Origin of the sequence: Streptomyces sp. NBRC 110611, from assembly GCF_001590865.1 — a bacterium.
GTDB lineage: Bacteria > Actinomycetota > Actinomycetes > Streptomycetales > Streptomycetaceae > Streptomyces.
Genome location: NZ_BBUY01000012.1, coordinates 26110 through 42991, shown reverse-complemented (window position 1 = coordinate 42991; position 16882 = coordinate 26110). Strand labels below are relative to the sequence as shown.

General features: G+C 72.1%; 14 protein-coding genes and 1 other RNA gene. 6 read left to right on the top strand and 9 right to left on the bottom strand.

Translation table 11 applies throughout. The features are described 5' to 3' along the window. Positions 1 to 1339 precede the first annotated feature (1339 nt). Positions 1340 to 1740: RNase P RNA component class A (gene rnpB / locus AZE13_RS22920), an RNA gene on the bottom strand. Between the two features lie 205 nt (positions 1741 to 1945). On the opposite strand from rnpB, the gene AZE13_RS22915 reads away from it, so the two are divergent. Together AZE13_RS22915 and AZE13_RS22910 are read left to right on the top strand one after the other, a co-directional pair. Beyond that, positions 1946 to 2605 (top strand): MerR family transcriptional regulator, encoded by a 660-nt coding sequence (locus AZE13_RS22915; protein ID WP_066935169.1) that lies wholly within the window; start codon positions 1946 to 1948, stop codon positions 2603 to 2605. Beyond that, complete coding sequence (locus tag AZE13_RS22910; protein ID WP_066935166.1) at positions 2602 to 3120, top strand: hypothetical protein; 519 nt, start codon at positions 2602 to 2604, stop codon at positions 3118 to 3120. The genes AZE13_RS22915 and AZE13_RS22910 overlap by 4 nt, the downstream gene beginning before the upstream one ends. On the opposite strand, the gene AZE13_RS22905 is transcribed toward AZE13_RS22910, so the two are convergent. Further along, a complete protein-coding gene (locus AZE13_RS22905) occupies positions 3102 to 4610 on the bottom strand; it encodes an RNB domain-containing ribonuclease (RefSeq protein WP_066935163.1) in 1509 nt (502 codons plus the stop codon). The genes AZE13_RS22910 and AZE13_RS22905 overlap by 19 nt on opposite strands. A gap of 335 nt (positions 4611 to 4945) precedes the next feature. Between AZE13_RS22905 and yaaA the strand changes: the two genes are divergently transcribed. Together yaaA and eda are read left to right on the top strand one after the other, a co-directional pair. Next, positions 4946 to 5743, top strand: coding sequence for a peroxide stress protein YaaA (gene yaaA / locus AZE13_RS22900; protein ID WP_066935160.1), 798 nt, complete (start codon positions 4946 to 4948; stop codon positions 5741 to 5743). Between the two features lie 169 nt (positions 5744 to 5912). Continuing rightward, positions 5913 to 6599: a bifunctional 4-hydroxy-2-oxoglutarate aldolase/2-dehydro-3-deoxy-phosphogluconate aldolase gene (gene eda / locus AZE13_RS22895; RefSeq protein WP_066935157.1), complete on the top strand. Its 687-nt coding sequence runs from the start codon at positions 5913 to 5915 to the stop codon at positions 6597 to 6599. Between the two features lie 37 nt (positions 6600 to 6636). On the opposite strand, the gene AZE13_RS22890 is transcribed toward eda, so the two are convergent. The 3 genes from AZE13_RS22890 to AZE13_RS22880 are packed head-to-tail and all read right to left on the bottom strand — an operon-like array spanning position 6637 to position 9494. Continuing rightward, the gene (locus AZE13_RS22890; RefSeq protein ID WP_066935154.1) at positions 6637 to 7872 is read right to left on the bottom strand and encodes a bifunctional RNase H/acid phosphatase; all 1236 of its coding nucleotides are present in this window, start codon (positions 7870 to 7872) and stop codon (positions 6637 to 6639) included. A 6-nt stretch (positions 7873 to 7878) separates the two neighbouring features. Next, positions 7879 to 8622, bottom strand: a complete 744-nt coding sequence (locus tag AZE13_RS22885) for a zinc ribbon domain-containing protein (RefSeq protein ID WP_181690425.1) — start codon at positions 8620 to 8622, stop codon at positions 7879 to 7881. After that, the gene (locus AZE13_RS22880) at positions 8619 to 9494 is read right to left on the bottom strand and encodes a Nif3-like dinuclear metal center hexameric protein (RefSeq protein WP_066935151.1); all 876 of its coding nucleotides are present in this window, start codon (positions 9492 to 9494) and stop codon (positions 8619 to 8621) included. The genes AZE13_RS22885 and AZE13_RS22880 overlap by 4 nt, the downstream gene beginning before the upstream one ends. A gap of 341 nt (positions 9495 to 9835) precedes the next feature. On the opposite strand from AZE13_RS22880, the gene AZE13_RS39290 reads away from it, so the two are divergent. Together AZE13_RS39290 and AZE13_RS37050 are read left to right on the top strand one after the other, a co-directional pair. Beyond that, positions 9836 to 11506 (top strand): hypothetical protein, encoded by a 1671-nt coding sequence (locus AZE13_RS39290; RefSeq protein WP_066935149.1) that lies wholly within the window; start codon positions 9836 to 9838, stop codon positions 11504 to 11506. Between the two features lie 161 nt (positions 11507 to 11667). After that, on the top strand, positions 11668 to 11820 hold the full coding sequence (locus tag AZE13_RS37050) for a hypothetical protein (protein ID WP_181690419.1): 153 nt from the start codon (positions 11668 to 11670) through the stop codon (positions 11818 to 11820). Positions 11821 to 11969: 149 nt separating this feature from the next. On the opposite strand, the gene AZE13_RS22870 is transcribed toward AZE13_RS37050, so the two are convergent. From AZE13_RS22870 to AZE13_RS22855, 4 genes are all read right to left on the bottom strand, one after another. Continuing rightward, on the bottom strand, positions 11970 to 12893 hold the full coding sequence (locus tag AZE13_RS22870; protein WP_066935147.1) for a 3-oxoacyl-ACP reductase: 924 nt from the start codon (positions 12891 to 12893) through the stop codon (positions 11970 to 11972). Between the two features lie 104 nt (positions 12894 to 12997). Beyond that, complete coding sequence (locus tag AZE13_RS22865) at positions 12998 to 14074, bottom strand: Zn-dependent alcohol dehydrogenase (protein ID WP_066935144.1); 1077 nt, start codon at positions 14072 to 14074, stop codon at positions 12998 to 13000. Positions 14075 to 14140: 66 nt separating this feature from the next. Next, positions 14141 to 15055: a MaoC/PaaZ C-terminal domain-containing protein gene (locus AZE13_RS22860; RefSeq protein ID WP_066935142.1), complete on the bottom strand. Its 915-nt coding sequence runs from the start codon at positions 15053 to 15055 to the stop codon at positions 14141 to 14143. Positions 15056 to 15347: 292 nt separating this feature from the next. After that, positions 15348 to 16808, bottom strand: a complete 1461-nt coding sequence (locus AZE13_RS22855; protein WP_079124283.1) for an MFS transporter — start codon at positions 16806 to 16808, stop codon at positions 15348 to 15350. Positions 16809 to 16882: the final 74 nt, after the last annotated feature.

Here is a 16882-nt window from a genome sequence, read left to right as displayed (position 1 = left end):
ACCACCGGCGGCACCGAATCGTCCCTCACCAGGCCCGGCCGCAGCACGCGCCCGGGCCCTCGTTGTTACTTCTCGTGAAGAGGTGCCCATCGAGCACGACAGGGGCAGGCGCTCGCCGCACACCGGGGCCGGCCCCCCACCTCACCCTCGTCCACACCACACAAGAAGCCGACTACATCTGCTACGAACCCACTACGTCCCGACTGCGATTCCGAGCACATCATCTTGCTGAGCCTGGTCACATTCTGGGTGGGCCCACGCAGGGTTTGGACTCGGGCGGCTCGCTCGTCGGGCGCCTACTACCCACCCTCGACCCGGAGATGGTGAAGCGCGTCCTGGGCCGGGTGAATTACACCACGGAGCAGAAGCAGGAGGGGGAGGCGGAGCTCCTGGCGTCCTTGATTCGGGCGCGGACCGGTCAACGCCCCTTGTCCGGCGACGACTCGGGAGCGAACGTTGCCCTGGCTGTAACCGATGCCCTTCGGTGCTTCGGATAGCTCTGACCGCAGCCGTCTCCTACTGGCTCATTCTTGAGACCTGTCTCGGAGCTGCGCTGGCGATTACGGCATCGCTGTTCTGGCAGGTCAGCAAGAGCTCACCAGCTACGCTGCTACGGGCCGGATTCCGCACAATCCGGCTTGGGCTGGTACTCATTTCCCGCTACGCCATCTACAAGATCACATACGTCATCGGGCACGTATGCGGAGTGGAGCTCCCACAAGGGGCCGTTGCCCAGATCATGAACGCATCGCTCGCGATTGCTGTGAGCCTCATGGTGGTGGGAGCGCCCCTTCCCGCGCTGTCGGGGCTAGTCACGCCCATGGGGAGGGGGCGAGTGTCCCCCTCCCACCCCTCTCACTCATCGCCGCCCGCCGGGGCTCGTCACCGCCGGCAGCCAGGGCACCGTAGTGCCCAAGGCCCCGTGGATCCTTGTGAATTGAGGAGACACCGACCGTCGTTTGTCGGTGGGGTCCGGCAGAGTTCCGCTCATGTTGCAGATGTGTTCGAACGGTGCCCGCGGCCGTGGTGAGTGCGTGTCCGCAGCCGGACGATTCTTCCCGACACACCTCGGTGAACTGGCACGAGCATGATGCTGAGGCGGTGGCCGGTGGATCGCGGTCAGTCCGAGCGTCGACCGAGCGGCGCTTACGCACTGCCGAGTCTCGGTGGAAGCGCGTCTCCAGCGCCCCCTCCACGCGATCAAGAACGTCATCAACCGGCTCACGCCGCAAGTCGACGGCGCGGCGCGAAGAGTCAGCAAGTGACCGCAACACCGAGGACGACGAAAGGCCCTCTGGCCTGCGGTTTTGCTGGTCAGAGGGTTCCGTCAGTCGGCCGGCGGACGAGTCGGCCTGTACGCCGGGTTCTGTCGCCCTCGGGCCTTGCGGGCCGAGGGGAGACGGCCATCCATCTAGGGCTGTCGTTGCCGGCAGCCTCGTGCGGTCTACCCGCGGACTCGGGCGGGCAGCCCTCGGTCGTCCGCGCAGGGGCATCAGGTGATGCCCCCTCTTGACCTTGCTCCGGGTGGGGTTTACCTAGCCCTCCGAGTCACCTCGGAGGCTGGTGGTCTCTTACACCACCGTTTCACCCTTACCGGGGGCCGAAGCCTCCGGCGGTTTGTTTTCTGTGGCACTGTCCCGCGGGTCACCCCGGGTGGGCGTTACCCACCACCCTGCCCTGTGGAGCCCGGACGTTCCTCGGGAGGATCGAAGATCCCCACGCGGCCGTCCGGCCGGCTCGTCCGCCGTGCCGACCATGCTACCTGCCGCGGAGGCCGGGCCCGCGCCCGGTGCGGCGGCATGGCTCGTGCCCGGTCCGGAGGCATGGCTCGTGGCCGGTGCGGTGAACGGGGCCCGTGCGGCGCCCGCGTGGTGACGTGTGCAGTGCTCGGGTGGTGTCGTGCGGGCCTTGACCTTGTCGCGGCGTCAACGTTTCTACTGGCCGCATGAGAATCGGTGAGATCGCGGGACTGGTCGGGGTCAGCACCCGTGCCGTACGCCACTACCACGGCCTCGGTCTGCTGCCCGAGCCCGCGCGCCGGGCCAACGGCTACCGGGAGTACGCGCTACGGCACGCGGTGGCGCTGGCCCGCCTGCGTCGGCTGACGGAGCTGGGGCTCGGGCTGGACGAGGTGCGGGACGTCCTCGCCGACGACTCCGGGAAGGAGCTGCACGAGGTGCTGGCCGAGCTGGATGCGGACCTGGCCCGTCAGGAGAGGGAGATCCGGGCGCGCAGGGCCCGGCTGGCCGCGCTGCAACGGCAGGCGGAGGAGCATGGCGGACTGCCCGCCGAGGGGCCGGTTTCGGACGAACTGGCGGCAATATTCCGGGAGATGACCCGTACGTCGGCCGAGCGCCCCGGCCCGGAGCCCGCGATGGCGGCGAAGGAGCGGGAGGTGCTGGCGCTGCTCGAATCCGCGGGCGGTGGGGCGGGCAAGGGGGTGACGGAGGTGCTCGGGGCGGTGGCCATGGCGCCGGGAGCGATGGACGGCCGTTTGAGGGCGGCGGATGGCGGGCTTATGGCGGCGCACTACGCGCACTTCGCACCTGCGCAGGCCGAGGCCGTGCGCCGGGCGATCCGGATCGTCGCGGAGCGTGCGCGATGAGGTGGAAGGGTGGTGGGGTGGTGCGGCGGCTGGTCGCGTATGAGGGCCGGTGGGTGGGGAGCCTGGGGTGCTGGGTGGCACGGCGGCGGATCGGCGTGACGGCCGGCGAGCAGGCCTTCGCGTATGCGTCGGCCCAGGCAGCGCTCGTGTACGGGGTGACGTTCGTGTGCGTCGTGGAGACGGCCGGGATGCATGCACTGCTCGACCGCGTTCCGGTGGCGCAGGCGGTGCTGCTGGTCGTCGATGTCTACACGCTGCTGATGATGTTGGGCTTCCAGGCGGCAGCGGTCACCCGGCCCCATGTGCTGGGGGCGGGGGTGCTGCGGCTACGGGACGGGGCCCGGAGGGACCTGCGGATCCCGCTGGACCGGATCGCCTCCGTGTACCACGATCTTCGGTTCGCCCAGAAGGGGAAGGAGGGGGAGGCAGGGAGGGGAGGTGAGCTGCCCTCCGTCGCACGGGGGGTGAGGTGCCTCCGTCGCGTAGGGGGACGCCGTCAGGCGGGGGTGAAGTGAACGGGGGCGCGGCCGGGGTCGGCTGCGGTGAGGCGGACGCGGAGGGCGCGGCCCAGGGAGAGCGCGGGGCCGTCCGGGGTGGTTTCGACGTGGCCGATGACGGCCGGGTCGTAGAGGTGGACGGTGCCCTGGTGGGGGCCCTGCTTCTGGATGTCGACGATCAGGCCCTCGAAGACCTCGCCGACCCGGTCACGCAGCACCGCCGCCTCGACCAGGTCGACACAGGCCCGCTCGATGTGGTTGGCGCGCTGGGCACCGAGCTCCATCTCCCGGGACAGGGCGGGCAGCGCCGCCCGGACCCAGTCGGCCGGTTCCTCACCGGCCGAGGCGGCCAGGCACAGCTCGGAGGTGTAGCGGTCGACGAGCCGCCGCAGCGGCGCGGTGGCGTGGGCGTACGGGGCGGCGACGGCGGCGTGCACCGCCTCGGAGGGCTGGGGCGGGGCGCCGTCGAAGACCGTGTAGCGGGCGCCGCGCAGCAGGGCGGTGCACTCCTGGAGGAACGCGGCGTGGGTGGCGCGGCCCGGGTCGAGGCTGCGGATCAGCGCGGCGTACGAGGTGTGGTGCGGCCAGTCCACGCCGAGCGCGCGGGCGGTGAGGCGCAGCCGGGCGACCGAGCCGTCCGGCGCGGTGGGCAGCGTGCGGAGGATGCCGGTGCCGGAGGCCAGCATCAGCTCGGCCGCGGCCATTCCGGTGAGCAGGGAGATCTGCGCGTTCCAGCCGTAGGCGGGGAGCGGAGCGCGGTATTCGACGGTGTAGTGGCCGTCGTGCTCGACGATGTCCTGCTCGGGGACGCTGAGGGAGATCGCGCCCCGGGCGACCTCCAGTTCCTCACGTAGCAGCCCGATGTCGCGGAGCAGGGCGAGCGGTTCCTCGGCCGTCTTGTCGTCGAGGACCCGTTGGACGCCCGCGTAGTCGAGCCGGGCGCGGGACCGGACCAGGGCGCGGCGGACGGAGACGTCGGTCAGCTCTCCGTACGGGTCGAGGTCGAGCTGCCACAGGACGGCCGGGCGGTCCTGGTCGGGCAGCAGGCTGGCGGCACCCTCGCTGAGCACGTACGGGTGCAGCGGAACCCGTTCGTCCGGGAAGTAGAGCGTGGTCACCCGGTGGTGCGCCTCGGCGTCCAGTGCGCCACCCGGGGTCACGAAGGAGGCGACGTCGGCGATGGCGTAGTGGACACGGAAACCGCCGCCACCGGTCGGCGACGGGGACGGCCCCGGGCGCCGGGAGAGGAACAGGGCCTGGTCCAGGTCGCGGGAGCCGGGCGGGTCGATGGTGAAGAGCGGGAGGTCGGTGGCGTCCTCCAGGGTGTGCTCGGTCGCCACCGCCCCGTCACCGGCCGGGATCCGCGGCGCGCGGGCGGCGCTCTCCGCCTCGGCCTGTGCCGTGGGCGGGAAGTGGTCGGGAACCTCCAGCCGGCCGCGCAGCTCCCGCAGCGCGGCCCGCAACGGGGCGTCGGCGGCGTCGGTCACATGCATATGGCGACGGGGCATGGGATCGAGCCTAGGGCGGGTGGGCGCGGGCGGCGCGCCATGGACGTACCGCGGCGCTGTGGACGTACCGCCATGGTCATACCGCGCGCTATGGAGCGCAGCCGGCGCGGGACTGCAGGCGCGGGGCGGCCGGCGTGGGGCGGCCGGCGTGGGGCGGCCGGCGTGGGGCGGCCGGCGTGGGGCGGCCGGCGTGGGGCGGCGGGGGAGGGCGGATGACCGGTCCGTCCGGCGCAGGCCATACGCTCTTGGCGGGGCCGCACCCCACCCGTACTGCCCCGTACCACCACACACCATCTCGTACCGCACCATCCCGTACCGCCGTGAAGGAGAACACCGTGCTCGTGCTGTTGCCGCCGTCCGAGGGGAAGGCCGCGGGAGGGACCGGGGCGCCGCTGGAGATCGGTGCGCTGTCGCTGCCGGGGCTGTCCGTGCCGCGCCAGGCGGTGCTCGACGAGCTGGTCGAGCTGTGTACGGCGGACGAGGCCAAGGCCCAGCAGGTGCTCGGGCTCAGCGACGGCCTCAAGGGCGAGATCGCCAAGAACGCGGGGCTGCGTACGGCCGGTACCCGGCCGGCCGGGGAGATCTACACCGGTGTGCTCTACGACGCGCTGGGGCTGGCGTCCCTGGACACGCGGGCGCACAAGCTGGCCGAGCGTTCCCTGCTGGTGTTCTCGGGTCTGTGGGGCGCCGTACGGATCGGCGACCGGATTCCGTCGTACCGCTGCTCGATGGGCGTGAAGCTGCCGGGGCTGGGCGCGCTGGGCGCGTACTGGCGGGCGCCGATGGCGGAGGTGATGCCGGAGGCCGCCGGGGAAGGGCTGGTGCTGGACCTGCGGTCCGCCGCGTACGCCACGGCGTGGAAGCCCAAGGGCGAGGTGGCCGACCGGACCGCGACGGTGCGGGTACTCCAGTCGAAGATCGTGGCCGGGGTCGAGAAGCGGACGGTGGTCAGCCACTTCAACAAGGCGACCAAGGGGCGGATGGTGCGGGATCTGCTGTCGGCGGGCTGTTCGCCGGAGGGGCCGGCGGAGCTGGTGGAGGCGCTGCGCGACCTGGGTTATGTGGTGGAGGCGGAGGCTCCGGGGAAGGCCGGCAAGGCCTGGGCCATTGATGTGATCGTGACGGAGCTTTAGGAGGACCGAGGGCCGAGGCCTTGCCTCAGGAGGCCTGAGGAGAGCCTCCTGAGGCGGGCAGGCAGTCCCGCCCACCTTCCGCCCCCTTCCTGCGCCCTTCCCGCGCCCTTCCCGCCCTGGTTGCAGCATGTGCAACGATCGTTGCGGAGGGTAGGGGGACAGGCGCACCATGGGCCGCGTGACCAGCGCCTCCTCCGTGCCCGCCGCCCGTCATGAGCAGGCGGGGCCCCCGTTCTCGGTCCTGGGACTCTCCCCCGTCATCCCGGTCGTCGTACTGGACGACGCCGCCGACGCCGTACCGCTCGCCCGGGCGCTCGTCGCCGGCGGACTTCGGGCGATCGAGGTGACCCTGCGCACGCCCGCCGCGCTGGACGCCGTCCGGGCGATCGCCCGGCAGGTTCCGGACGCGGTGGTCGGCGCCGGCACTGTGCTGACCTCTGAGCAGGTCGTCGCGGCCGGCGCGGCCGGGTCACGGTTCCTGGTGAGTCCGGGCTGGTCACCGCGGCTGCTGCGGGCGATGCGGGACTCCGGCGTACCGTTCCTGCCGGGGGTCTCGACGGCCTCGGAGGTGGTGACCCTGCTGGACGAGGGCATCACCGAGATGAAATTCTTCCCGGCCGAGGCGGCGGGCGGCACCGCCTATCTGAAGTCGCTGGCCGCCCCGTTGCCCCGGGCCCGCTTCTGCCCGACGGGTGGGATCAGCCTGGCGTCGGCCCCCTCGTACCTGGCGCTGCCGAACGTCGGCTGCGTGGGCGGCACATGGATGCTGCCGGCCGATGCGCTCGCCGCGAAGGACTGGCCACGGGTCGAGCGCCTCGCGCGCGAGGCCGCGGCCCTGGCCCCGCAGCACTGCTGACGGGACGCCAGGCCGCCCGCTCGGGCCGGCTGAGCCCCTACCGCAGATGCGATGTCTCGTTCAGCAGCCGCAGTGAGGCGTTGCCGTCCGCGTAGTACGCGACCGCGGAGAGCGAGGCCGCGGAGAGCTCCATCCGGAAGAGCGCCTCCGGCGGGGCGCCGAGGGCCAGCCGGACCAGGGTCTTGATCGGCGTGACATGCGTGACCAGCAGCACGGTCTTGCCCGCGTACCGGGCCAGGAGCTTGTCACGGGCGACGGCGACCCGGCGGGCGACCGTCGCGAAGGACTCGCCGCCTCCCGTGGGCGCCGCCTTGGACGAGGCGAGCCAGGCGTCGAGGTCGTCGGGGAAGCGCTCGCGCACCTCGGCGAAGGTCAGCCCCTCCCAGGCGCCGAAGTCGGTCTCGCGCAGGCCGTCTTCGACGCGTACCTCCAGGCCGAGCCGGTCCGCGACGGTCTGTGCGGTCTCCCGGCAGCGGCGCAGCGGTGAGCTGACGACGGCCTGGACCGTGCCCCGGGCGGCGAGCGCGGCGGCGGTCGCCGCCGCCTGGCGGCGTCCGGCGGCGGAGAGTTCGGGGTCGGTGCCGCCGCTGCCGGAGAACCGCTTCTGGGGCGTCAGCGCCGTCTCGCCGTGCCGCAGCAGGACGAAGGTCGCCGGTACGCCGAGGTCGGGGCTGCCCCAGCCGGCCGGCGGGGCGCCCGCCTCCCCCGCCTCGGCAGCCTCCGCGGCCTCGTCCGCCGCCTTGTCCGCGGCGCGGGCGGCGGCACTGCGGGCGGGCCCGGTGGCGGATGTAGCGGGTGTGGCAGGTGTGGCGGATGTGGCGGCCAGCGCCGCCCGGGAGTCCCCCGGCTCCCACTGCTTGCCGTTCTTGCCCGCGTCCATCGCCTCGTTGGCGAGCCGGTCGGCGTGCTGGTTCCTGGAGCGGGGGATCCACTCGTAGCTGACCTGTCCGGGCGGGAAGACCGCTCTGGCCTCGGCGGCCAGCGGCTTCATGTCCGGGTGCTTGATCTGCCAGCGCCCGGACATCTGCTCGACGACCAGCTTGGAGTCCATCCGCACCTGGATCCGCGCCTCGGGATCCAGCGCATGCGCTGCTCGCAGACCGGCCACCAGGCCTTTGTACTCGGCGACGTTGTTGGTCGCGGTGCCGATGAACTCGGCGGCCTCGGCGAGCGCCTGCCCCGTCTCCGGGTCGAGGACGACCGCGCCGTAGCCGGCCGGCCCCGGGTTGCCCCGGGACCCGCCGTCCGCCTCGACGACCAGCGTGCGCGGCATGGCGGCCTACAGGCCCGAGTCGGGCGTACGGACCAGGATCCGGCCGCAGCTCTCGCACCGCACGACGGTGTCGGCGGCGGCCGCCCGTACGTCGTTCAGCTCGGTGATGTTCAGCTCCAGGCGGCAGCCCTCGCAGCGGCGCTGGTAGAGGCGGGCCGCGCCGATGCCGCCCTCCTTGGCGCGGATGCGGTCGTAGAGCTTGAGCAGATCGGCGGGGATGTCGGCGACGGTCAGCTCGCGCTCCTTGGTGACCGTGCCGGCCTCGGTGTCGATCTCGTCGGTCGCGGTGTCCCGACGGGCCACCGCGTCATCGACCTTGGCCTGGATGGCGTCCACCCGGGCCGTCAGCTCGGCGACCCGCTCCTGGGCTGCCTCGCGGCGCTCCATGACCTCCAGGACGACGTCCTCCAGATCGCCCTGACGCTTCGCCAGCGAGGCGATCTCGTGCTGGAGGCTCTCCAGGTCCTTGGGCGAGGTGACGGCGCCGGAGTCCAGGCGCTGCTGGTCGCGGGCGGCGCGCTGGCGCACCTGGTCCACGTCCTGCTCGGCCTTGGTCTGCTCGCGGAGGGTGTCGCTCTCCTCGGTCTGCGCGGCGACGAGCAGGTCGCGCTGCTGGGTGAGGTCGGCCTCCAGGGTCTGCAGCTCGGCCAGCTCCGGGAGGTTCTTGCGCCGGTGTGCGAGCTGGGTGAGCCGGACGTCGAGTGCCTGGACGTCGAGAAGGCGGATCTGGTCGGCGGGCGCGGCGTTCAGCGTGGGGCTCCTGTGGTGTGCGTCGGGGTGAACAGGGGGGTGGACGCCGCGTGGGCGGTCCAGGGGTCGGTGACCGTATGGGAGACATGCGTACGCAGTCCCCAGCCGTGGCGGTCGGAGACCGCGTCGAGCTGGGCCGCGGCCTGCTCGCACCACGGCCACTCGGTGGCCCAGTGGGCGGCGTCGAGCAGCGCCGGCGAGCCGTCGCGGGTGTGCTGGGTGGCCTCGGAGGCCGGGTGGTGGCGCAGATCGGCGGTGAGGAAGGCGTCCACACCGGCCGCCCGGACGTCGCCGAAGAGGCTGTCGCCCGAGCCGCCGGACACCGCGATGGTCCGGATCTCGCGCTCCGGATCGCCGGCCGCCCGGATGCCCTGCGCGGTGGACGGCAGACGGGCCGCGGCGTACGAGGCGAACTCGGCCAGCGTCATCGGATGCGCCAGCTCGCAGATCCGGCCCAGGCCGCGGCGGCCCGAGGGGTCGCTCGCATCCGGCACCAGGGGGCGGAGGATCCGCAGATCCAGGGCGCCGGCCAGGGCGTCGGAGACACCCGGGTCGGCGGTGTCGGCGTTGGTATGCGCCACGTGCAGCGCGATGTCGTGCTTGATGAGGGTGTGCACGACCTTGCCCTTGAAGGTCGAGGCCGCGACCGTCGACGTGCCGCGCAGGTACAGCGGGTGGTGGGTGACGAGGAGGTCGGCGCCGAGCTGCACCGCCTCGTCGACGATCTCCTGGACCGGGTCGACGGCGAACAGCACACGGCGGACCTCCGCATCGGGGTCACCGCAGACCGTGCCTACGGCGTCCCACCCTTCGGCCCGCTCGGGGGGCCAGAGAGCGTCGAGCGCGGCGAGGACTTCAGACAGTACGGGCACGGGTGGAAGATTACCTCCCGGGTGTGACAGGACGGGCGTCGGTCGAGGCAGGACGCGCGACCACCGCGCCCGGGCAGGGGCCCCACCGGCCCTGCCCCCGCCGGCCGGGACGCTCGCCCGCCGTCACCGCCGTCACCGCCGTCGCGACGGGTGACCCACCGTCGCGACAACGGGTAGCCGGGTAACCGGGTAACCCACCATCGCAACGGAAGGCACAACCACCCGGCCCGCCACCGGCGAACCGGACGACCGCCACCCTTATGCGTGAAGTGCAGCAACTCGCGTTGATCGGCCGGAAGTGCGAAAAGTAGCTTCGGTTGCCCACTGGAGGTGACCACTCGATGACGATCTGTGCCACTGAGGGCGCTCACGCGCCGGACAGCCCGCGCCGTGCGGCTCTGACGATCGCCGCCGACGGCTCGTACGGCGCCCGGCTCGCCCGTCACGACGACGCCGCCGGCAGCTGGTTCCCGGAGCGCTGGACGCTGAGCGGCCCCGAGCCGTACGCCGTCCCCCTGCCGGGCAGCCAGCCCGAAGAGCCGGACAGCGAACTGCTGCCGCTCACGGACGGCCGGGTGCTGATCCTGCGCCGGGTCGCCGACCGCTTCGCCGTCTCCCTGCTCTACCCGACGGGCCCCGGGACCGGCGAACTGCTACTGGGTGCCGTGGAGGCACCCGAACTCACCCTGCTGCCGCCCTCTCCCAAGGGAACGCTCGGCTTCGCCCTGGCCCCCGGGGAGCACCGCACCGGCCTGTGGCTGGTGCACGGCGGCACGGGCGGGCCCGAGCGGATCGCCGAGATCCCGGGGCGCTGCACGGGCGGCGCCTGGCTGGACCGCAGCGGCCGACTGCTCGCCCTGGACCGGGAGTTGGACGGCCGAACGAAGACGATCACGGTCGATCTGGAGCGGAGCGGCGAGACCGGCCTGCTGCTGCAGATCACCGAGGAGAGCAATGACCGGCTGCTGCTCGCCGATCCGGACAGCGGACTGCTGCTCGTACGGTCGGACGCCCCCGGAGAGGACCGGCTCGGCTGGGGCGTACTGGGCAGCAGGCGACCGGTGCGCTTCCCCGAATGCCTGCGGCCCGTCGGACCCGCTTCCGGGGGGCGCGAGCGGGGCGCGGGGGAAGCGGGGCGGAGCGCCGCCATCACTCCGCTCGCCCTCACTCCGTTCGCTGTCCAACCGGGGCAGATGCTGGCGCCCGAGAGCTGCGCGGTCGCGTTCCGTATGGACGCGCCGCACGGCACCTGGCTGGGGACCTGGCGGCCGATGGGGCGGCAGCTGCGGCAACTGCCCGTACCGGCCGGGTGGCTGGCGGGCACCGGGCTGTGGACGGCGGGCGGCGAACTGCTGCTGCCGTGTGCGACGGGCCTGGAGCCGTGCGGGGTGGCGCGGGTGACCGTACCGCTACCGCCGGAGCCGGCGGAGCCGGTGCGGCGGAGGGCAACGGTGGGGGCGGCGGAACCGACGGAGACGGCGGAAGTGGTGGAGGCAGCGGAGGCATCGGAGGCAGCGGAAACGGTACGCCGGGTGGGGAAATGGGAGCCGGTGCGGGCGTGGGAGCCGGTGGGGAAGGAGAGGAGGGCCGGGAAGGAGGAGGCGAACCGGCTGACGAGAGGGAGCGGGCCGGTCAAGTGGAACGGACCGGTACGACTGGACGGGCCGGTGGAGTTGAAGGGGCCGGTGAAACTGAAGGGCCTGAGAGGTCTGAAAGGTCTCAAGGGCCTGGAGGGGCTGGAAGGCCTGGAGAGGCTGACGAGTCTGGAGGGCGCGCCCCCGAGGGCTGGTGTCAGGAATTTCGGGGACATCGGGGACATCGAGAACGTCGAGAACATCGGGATCACCGCCGCAACCGACGGAGGGGTGATGCCGGATGCGGTGGATGCCGACAACCACTCCACAGGATCTGCACATGCCCAAGTCCTCGGCGGGGAACCGCAGCACGCCCCCGCGCATCCCCCGATGTGCAGGCCAGTCCCCCTGCAACAGGCGCCCCTCGCACCTCGGTAGTCCCAGTGGAGCCTGTTTTCCCACCCGGTTAGACTTTTTGGGCGGGGCTACGCAGCCGGTTGACCGGCCGTCGACGGTGCCGTTCGGGGGCAGCCTCGGCGGTCGTCGGGCGAGGCTCCGACGCGCAGAGCCGTAAGCGATCTGACGGAGTGACTCTTCCCATGTCCGAAGCCCGAACCGACACGACCCAGGCGCGCCCTCAGGAGGCATCCGCCCAGGCCGCCGAGGCCGCCGGCGCAGGCAGGCACCGTGGCCCGGCGGCCACGGACGAGTCCGAATCGGCCGCCCACGGCCGGCACCGCCGGGACCAGTAACACCTCGCACGTAGCGGAAGGACGCCGGCAGCAGAACGCCGACAGAAGAACGCAGGCGGAAGAACGCAGGACGCACCTACCGGCCATTCCGGCCGTGGTCTCCACGCACATCCCGAGTCCCGGGGGGTGGCGACCACGGCCCCGGCCCGTCAGCCTTGCTTGACGCCGTGCTTGAGGCCCAGTACCTCGGCCGCCGCGAAGGTCTCGTTCGGCGGACGCGAGGCGTAGTACGGCGTCAGCAGGCCGTCCAGCTCCTCGAAGCCGAAGACCCCCTCGGTGGTGTCGAACTTGGCGGCGACCCGGGGACGTTCGACGACCGCGACCATTCCGCCGTGCACGACCAGCAACTGGCCATTGACCTTGGCCGCGGCCGGTGAGGCCAGATAGCCGACGAGCGGTGCGACGTGCTCCGGCGCGAGCGCGTCGAGCGCGCCGTCCGCCGGCTCTGCGAAGCCGGCGAAGATCTCCTCGGTCATCCGGGTGCGGGCGCGCGGGCAGATCACATTGGCGGTCACACCGTATTTGGCCAGCGCCAGCGCCGTGGAGGTGGTCAGGCCGACGATGCCGCCCTTGGCCGCGGCGTAGTTGGGCTGGCCCGCCGAGCCCGCGAGGAACGCCTCCGATGAGGTGTTGACGATCCGGCCGTACACCGGGCCGCCGACCGCCTTGGCGCGCTCACGCCAGTGGGCCGCTGCGAACCGGATGGTGTTGAAGTGGCCCTTGAGATGGACGCGGATGACAGCGTCCCATTCGTCCTCGGTCATCGAGAACACCATCCGGTCGCGCAGGATGCCCGCGTTGTTGACCAGGATGTCGAGTTGCCCGTACGTGTCGATCGCCAGCTGGACGAGCGCACGGGCCTGCTCGTGGTCGGCGACGTCACCTAGGTGTGCCACCGCCTGACCACCGGCCGCGCGGATCTCGGCGGTGACGTCCTCGGCGTCATCGTTCTGCCCGTAGTCGTTGACCACGACGTGCGCGCCCAGGCGGGCGAGTTCCAGGGCCTCGGCACGGCCGATACCGCGTCCGGCCCCGGTGACGATCGCGGTCAGGCCCTCAAGTGGCTTTGCCATTCCTGCTCCTGTCCTCTCCAGCGGCCAAACGGCTCTTCCTGCGGCCAGGCGGCTTCCCCTGCGACCAAACGGCTCTTCCTACAGCCAGACGGCTCTGCACGCGGTCAGATCTCGATGCAGGTGCGCAGCGCGGTCCCCGAACGCATCTGGTCGAGGGCCTCGTTGATCTCGGCGAGCCGGACGCGGTGGGTGATCAGGCCTTCGAGGTCGATCCGGCCGGCCCGCCACAGGGCGATCGCCCGCTCGTAGGACCGCAGCACATCTCCGCCTCCGTACAGGGACGGCAGGATCCGCTTCTCGTCGAAGAACAGCTCGAACATGTTGACCCGGAAGGTGTCGTCCATGGCGCCCGCGCCGACCACACACAGCGTGCCGCCGCGCCGAGTCATCTCGTAGGCCGTGCGGGCGGTGGCGGACGCGCCGACCACCTCGAAGACGTAGTCGAAGCCCTCCCCCGCGGTGATCCGGGCCTTGGCATCGGCGAACTCCTCGGGGGCGACGGCTTCGGTCGCGCCGAAGCGCAGTGCGGCCTCCCGGCGGCCGGGCACCGGATCGACGGCGACGATCTGTGCCGCGCCGGAGACCTTCGCGCCCTGGATGGTGGAGATGCCGACGCCGCCGCACCCGATCACCGCGACCGAGGACCCGGCCGCCACCTCGGCCGTGTTGAGGGCGGCGCCCAGCCCGGTCGTCACGCCGCAGCCGATCAGCGCGGCGATCTCGTACGGGACGTCGTCCGGGATCGGGACCGCGCAGTTGGCCGCGACCACGACCTCTTCGGCGAACGTACCGGTGCCGGCGAATCCGAAGACCTGCCCACCGGGGCGCTGGAAGTTCGGCGTACCGGCGTTCATGAATCCGGTCAGGCAGAGGTGGGTCTGACCGCGTTTGCAGGATGGGCAGCTGCCGCAGGCGGGCAGCCAGCACATCAGCACACGGTCGCCCTGGCCCAGGCCGGTGACGCCGTCGCCGACCTCGACGATCTCCCCGGCGCCCTCGTGACCGGGAACGAAGGGCGCGGGCTGCGGCAGCACGCCGCTCATCGCCGACAGGTCCGAGTGGCACAGCCCTGTCGCCCGTATGCGGATCCTGACCTTCCCGGGGCCGAAGCCCACCGCCTCGATGTCGTCGAGCACATCGAGCTTGTCCTGCCCGGTCTCGTGCTGTACGGCTGCGCGCATGTCACGGCTCCTCTCGAACGACGAACGACGAACGGTGAACAGCGGACGGCGAACAGCGGACGGCGATCAGCTGTGCTCGACGACGGTGTCCGCCAGCACCGCCGCGTCGTCCCGCCCGGGTGCGGTGACCGACACCTGGACCCGCCCGGGTTCCCGCCACATCCGGATACCGAGCGTCTCGCCCGGGAAGACCACCCCCGCGAACCGCGTGGCGTACGACCGCACCTTCGACACCTCACCACCGAGCACCGTGTCGACCACCGCCTTGAGCGCGACTCCGTACGTGCACAGTCCGTGCAGGATCGGCCGGTCGAAGCCGGCGAGCTCGGCGAACTCCGGGTCGGCGTGCAGCGGGTTCCAGTCCCCGGAGAGGCGGTAGAGCAGCGCCTGGTCCTCACGGATGTGCCGCTCGGTGCTCAGGTCGGGGGCGCGCTCGGGCAGGTCGAGGCGCACCGAGGGTCCGCGGTCGCCCCCGAAGCCGCCCTCGCCACGGACGAAGATCTGGGTGTCGCAGGTCCACAACGGACCGTCGTCATCGGCGACTTCGGAGCGCAGCACGATGACGGCGGCCTTGCCCTTGTCGTAGACGGCCGGGACGGACGAGGTCTGGGTGGCGCGGCCGCGCACCGGGATGGCGCGGTGCAGGGTGACGGTCTGCCCGCCGTGCAGGACGGCCGCGAGGTCGACGTCGATACCGGGCGCCGACAGGCCGCCGACCACCGCCATTCCTTCCCCAAGCTCTCGGCTTCGCTCTAGCCGGGGAGACCCCGATCCCGCGACGGTGGCGAAGCTGGGCAGGACGTGCAGCGCGCTCTCCAGGGTGTAGCGCAGTTCGTCCGGGTCGGTAGCGGGGTGCGGCTTCTCCGGAGTGGGCGCGCCGGCGCCGATGCCGAGGTGATAGAGCTGTACGTCCTTGTGGTCCCAGGCGAGTTCGGTGGCCCGGGGCTCCGCGGAAGTGGCCTTGGCGGCATCGATCGGCATGGGTCGCTGCTCTCCTTCACCACGGCGTGAAGACCCCGGCCCGGCCGTCCGCACCGTCGACCTGGCCGGGGTCGCATCTGGTCGGCGCGGCCGCGCTCACCCGGCGCACATGGACACACTTCTAGAACGCGTTCTAGCCGATGGCTCTCATGTATAGCCCATCCGCCCCGCCCCCGGAAGTACCCGACCCGCCCACGGCGTCATCTTGCGGGCCTCGGGTCAGCACCTTGTCGAGCTGAGGCGGGCTGGGCCGGGCGGCTGGGCCGACCTGCGGACCGGGCCGGTCCGCAGGTCAGCTTCCCTGCGCCGCGGCCGCCCGGTGGCGCGGCAAGGCGATGATCATCAGCAGGATACTGGCCAGCAGTACCGCCGAGCCGGCCTGGAAGGCCAGCGCGTACCCGTCCGCCAGGGACTTCGGGCCGTGCCCCGCCTCGATGCGGGACGCAGCCACCGTGGACAGCACCGACAGCCCCAGTGCGCCACCCATCTGACGGGAGGTGTTGATCAGGCCGGCGACCAGGCCCTGGTCGGCGGGGTCGGCACCGGACGTGGCGATGGAGGCGACCGGAGTCGCGGTCAGGCCCGCGCCGAGCGCCATCAGGATGCCGGGCCCCAGCAGGGTGCCGAGGTACGTTCCGTCGACCCCCATCGTCCCCTGCCAGACCATGCCGGACGCGGAGATCACCGCGCCCACGACGGCCAGGGTCTTGGCGCCCAGCCGGTTCATCAGCCGGGGCGCGATCTTGGAGCCCAGGACGATGGACAGCGAGTGCGGAAGGAACGAGAGCCCGGCCTGTAGCGGCTGATACCCCAACACGTTCTGCATGTAGAGCGACAGGAAGTACCACATCGAGAACATCGCGGCGCCGGCCAGCAGCATCGCCGCGTTCGCGGACGAGACCGAACGCAGCCGGAAGAGCCCCAGCGGCATCAACGGCGCCTTGGCGCGCGCCTCGACGGCGATGAAGGCCGCGATCAGGACCAGCCCGACGGCCAGTGGCAGCAGCGCCGAGGAGGAGACCCAACCGTCCGTCTCGGTCCGCACGATTCCGTACGCCACCAGGCCCAGCCCGCCGGTCACCAGCAGCGCCCCCGGCACATCGAGCCGTCGCGCGACCCCCTGCCGGCTCTCGGTGAGCCAGAGCACCGCGCCGATCAGCACCACCGCGCCGACCGGCACGTTGATCAGCAGCACCCAGCGCCACGACAGGTACTCGGTGAGCACCCCGCCGACCAGACCGCCCACCACACCACCGCCGGCACCGACCGCCGTCCAGGTGGCGATGGCGCGGGTACGTGCCGGGCCGGCTGGGAACGACGTGGTGAGGATCGTGAGGGTGGCCGGCGAGAGCACGGCAGCGCCCACCCCCTGCACCGTACGGGCCGCGATCAGCTGCCAGGGCTGCTGCGCGAGCCCGCCGCCCACGCTGGCGAGGGTGAACAGCGCCAGCCCGAGGACGAAGATCCGCTTACGGCCGAAGAGGTCGGCGGCCCGCCCGCCGAGCAGCATGAAGCCCGCGAAGGTGATCACGTAGGCGTTGACGATCCACTGCAGACCCAGCTCGCTCAGCCCCAGCCCGGTCCGCATGGCGGGCAGCGCCACGTTCACGACGGAGACGTCGAGGACGACCAGGAACTGTCCGGCGCAGACCAGCAGCATCACCAGCCACGGTGGTGCGGCGGTCCGGCGGGGCGTCTGGGAATGGGACTGGGACTGGGAGCGGGACGTGGCTATCGGGGGCATGCGGACCATCGTCGCACTCGACCGTTGCACACCGCATCGGTATATCGGCGCATCCACGACCTGACCGGGACCTAGGTCCGCGG

Bases quoted from the DNA above. Each gene is read 5' to 3' on its own strand.
- AZE13_RS22915 (WP_066935169.1), top strand. From the start codon at position 1,946: ATGAGAATCGGTGAGATCGCGGGACTGGTCGGGGTCAGCACCCGTGCC.
- AZE13_RS22910 (WP_066935166.1), top strand. From the start codon at position 2,602: ATGAGGTGGAAGGGTGGTGGGGTGGTGCGGCGGCTGGTCGCGTATGAG.
- AZE13_RS22905 (WP_066935163.1), bottom strand. From the start codon at position 4,610: ATGCCCCGTCGCCATATGCATGTGACCGACGCCGCCGACGCCCCGTTG.
- eda (WP_066935157.1), top strand. From the start codon at position 5,913: ATGGGCCGCGTGACCAGCGCCTCCTCCGTGCCCGCCGCCCGTCATGAG.
- AZE13_RS22890 (WP_066935154.1), bottom strand. From the start codon at position 7,872: ATGCCGCGCACGCTGGTCGTCGAGGCGGACGGCGGGTCCCGGGGCAAC.
- AZE13_RS39290 (WP_066935149.1), top strand. From the start codon at position 9,836: ATGACGATCTGTGCCACTGAGGGCGCTCACGCGCCGGACAGCCCGCGC.
- AZE13_RS37050 (WP_181690419.1), top strand. From the start codon at position 11,668: ATGTCCGAAGCCCGAACCGACACGACCCAGGCGCGCCCTCAGGAGGCA.
- AZE13_RS22870 (WP_066935147.1), bottom strand. From the start codon at position 12,893: ATGGCAAAGCCACTTGAGGGCCTGACCGCGATCGTCACCGGGGCCGGA.
- AZE13_RS22865 (WP_066935144.1), bottom strand. From the start codon at position 14,074: ATGCGCGCAGCCGTACAGCACGAGACCGGGCAGGACAAGCTCGATGTG.
- AZE13_RS22860 (WP_066935142.1), bottom strand. From the start codon at position 15,055: ATGCCGATCGATGCCGCCAAGGCCACTTCCGCGGAGCCCCGGGCCACC.
- AZE13_RS22855 (WP_079124283.1), bottom strand. From the start codon at position 16,808: ATGGTCCGCATGCCCCCGATAGCCACGTCCCGCTCCCAGTCCCAGTCC.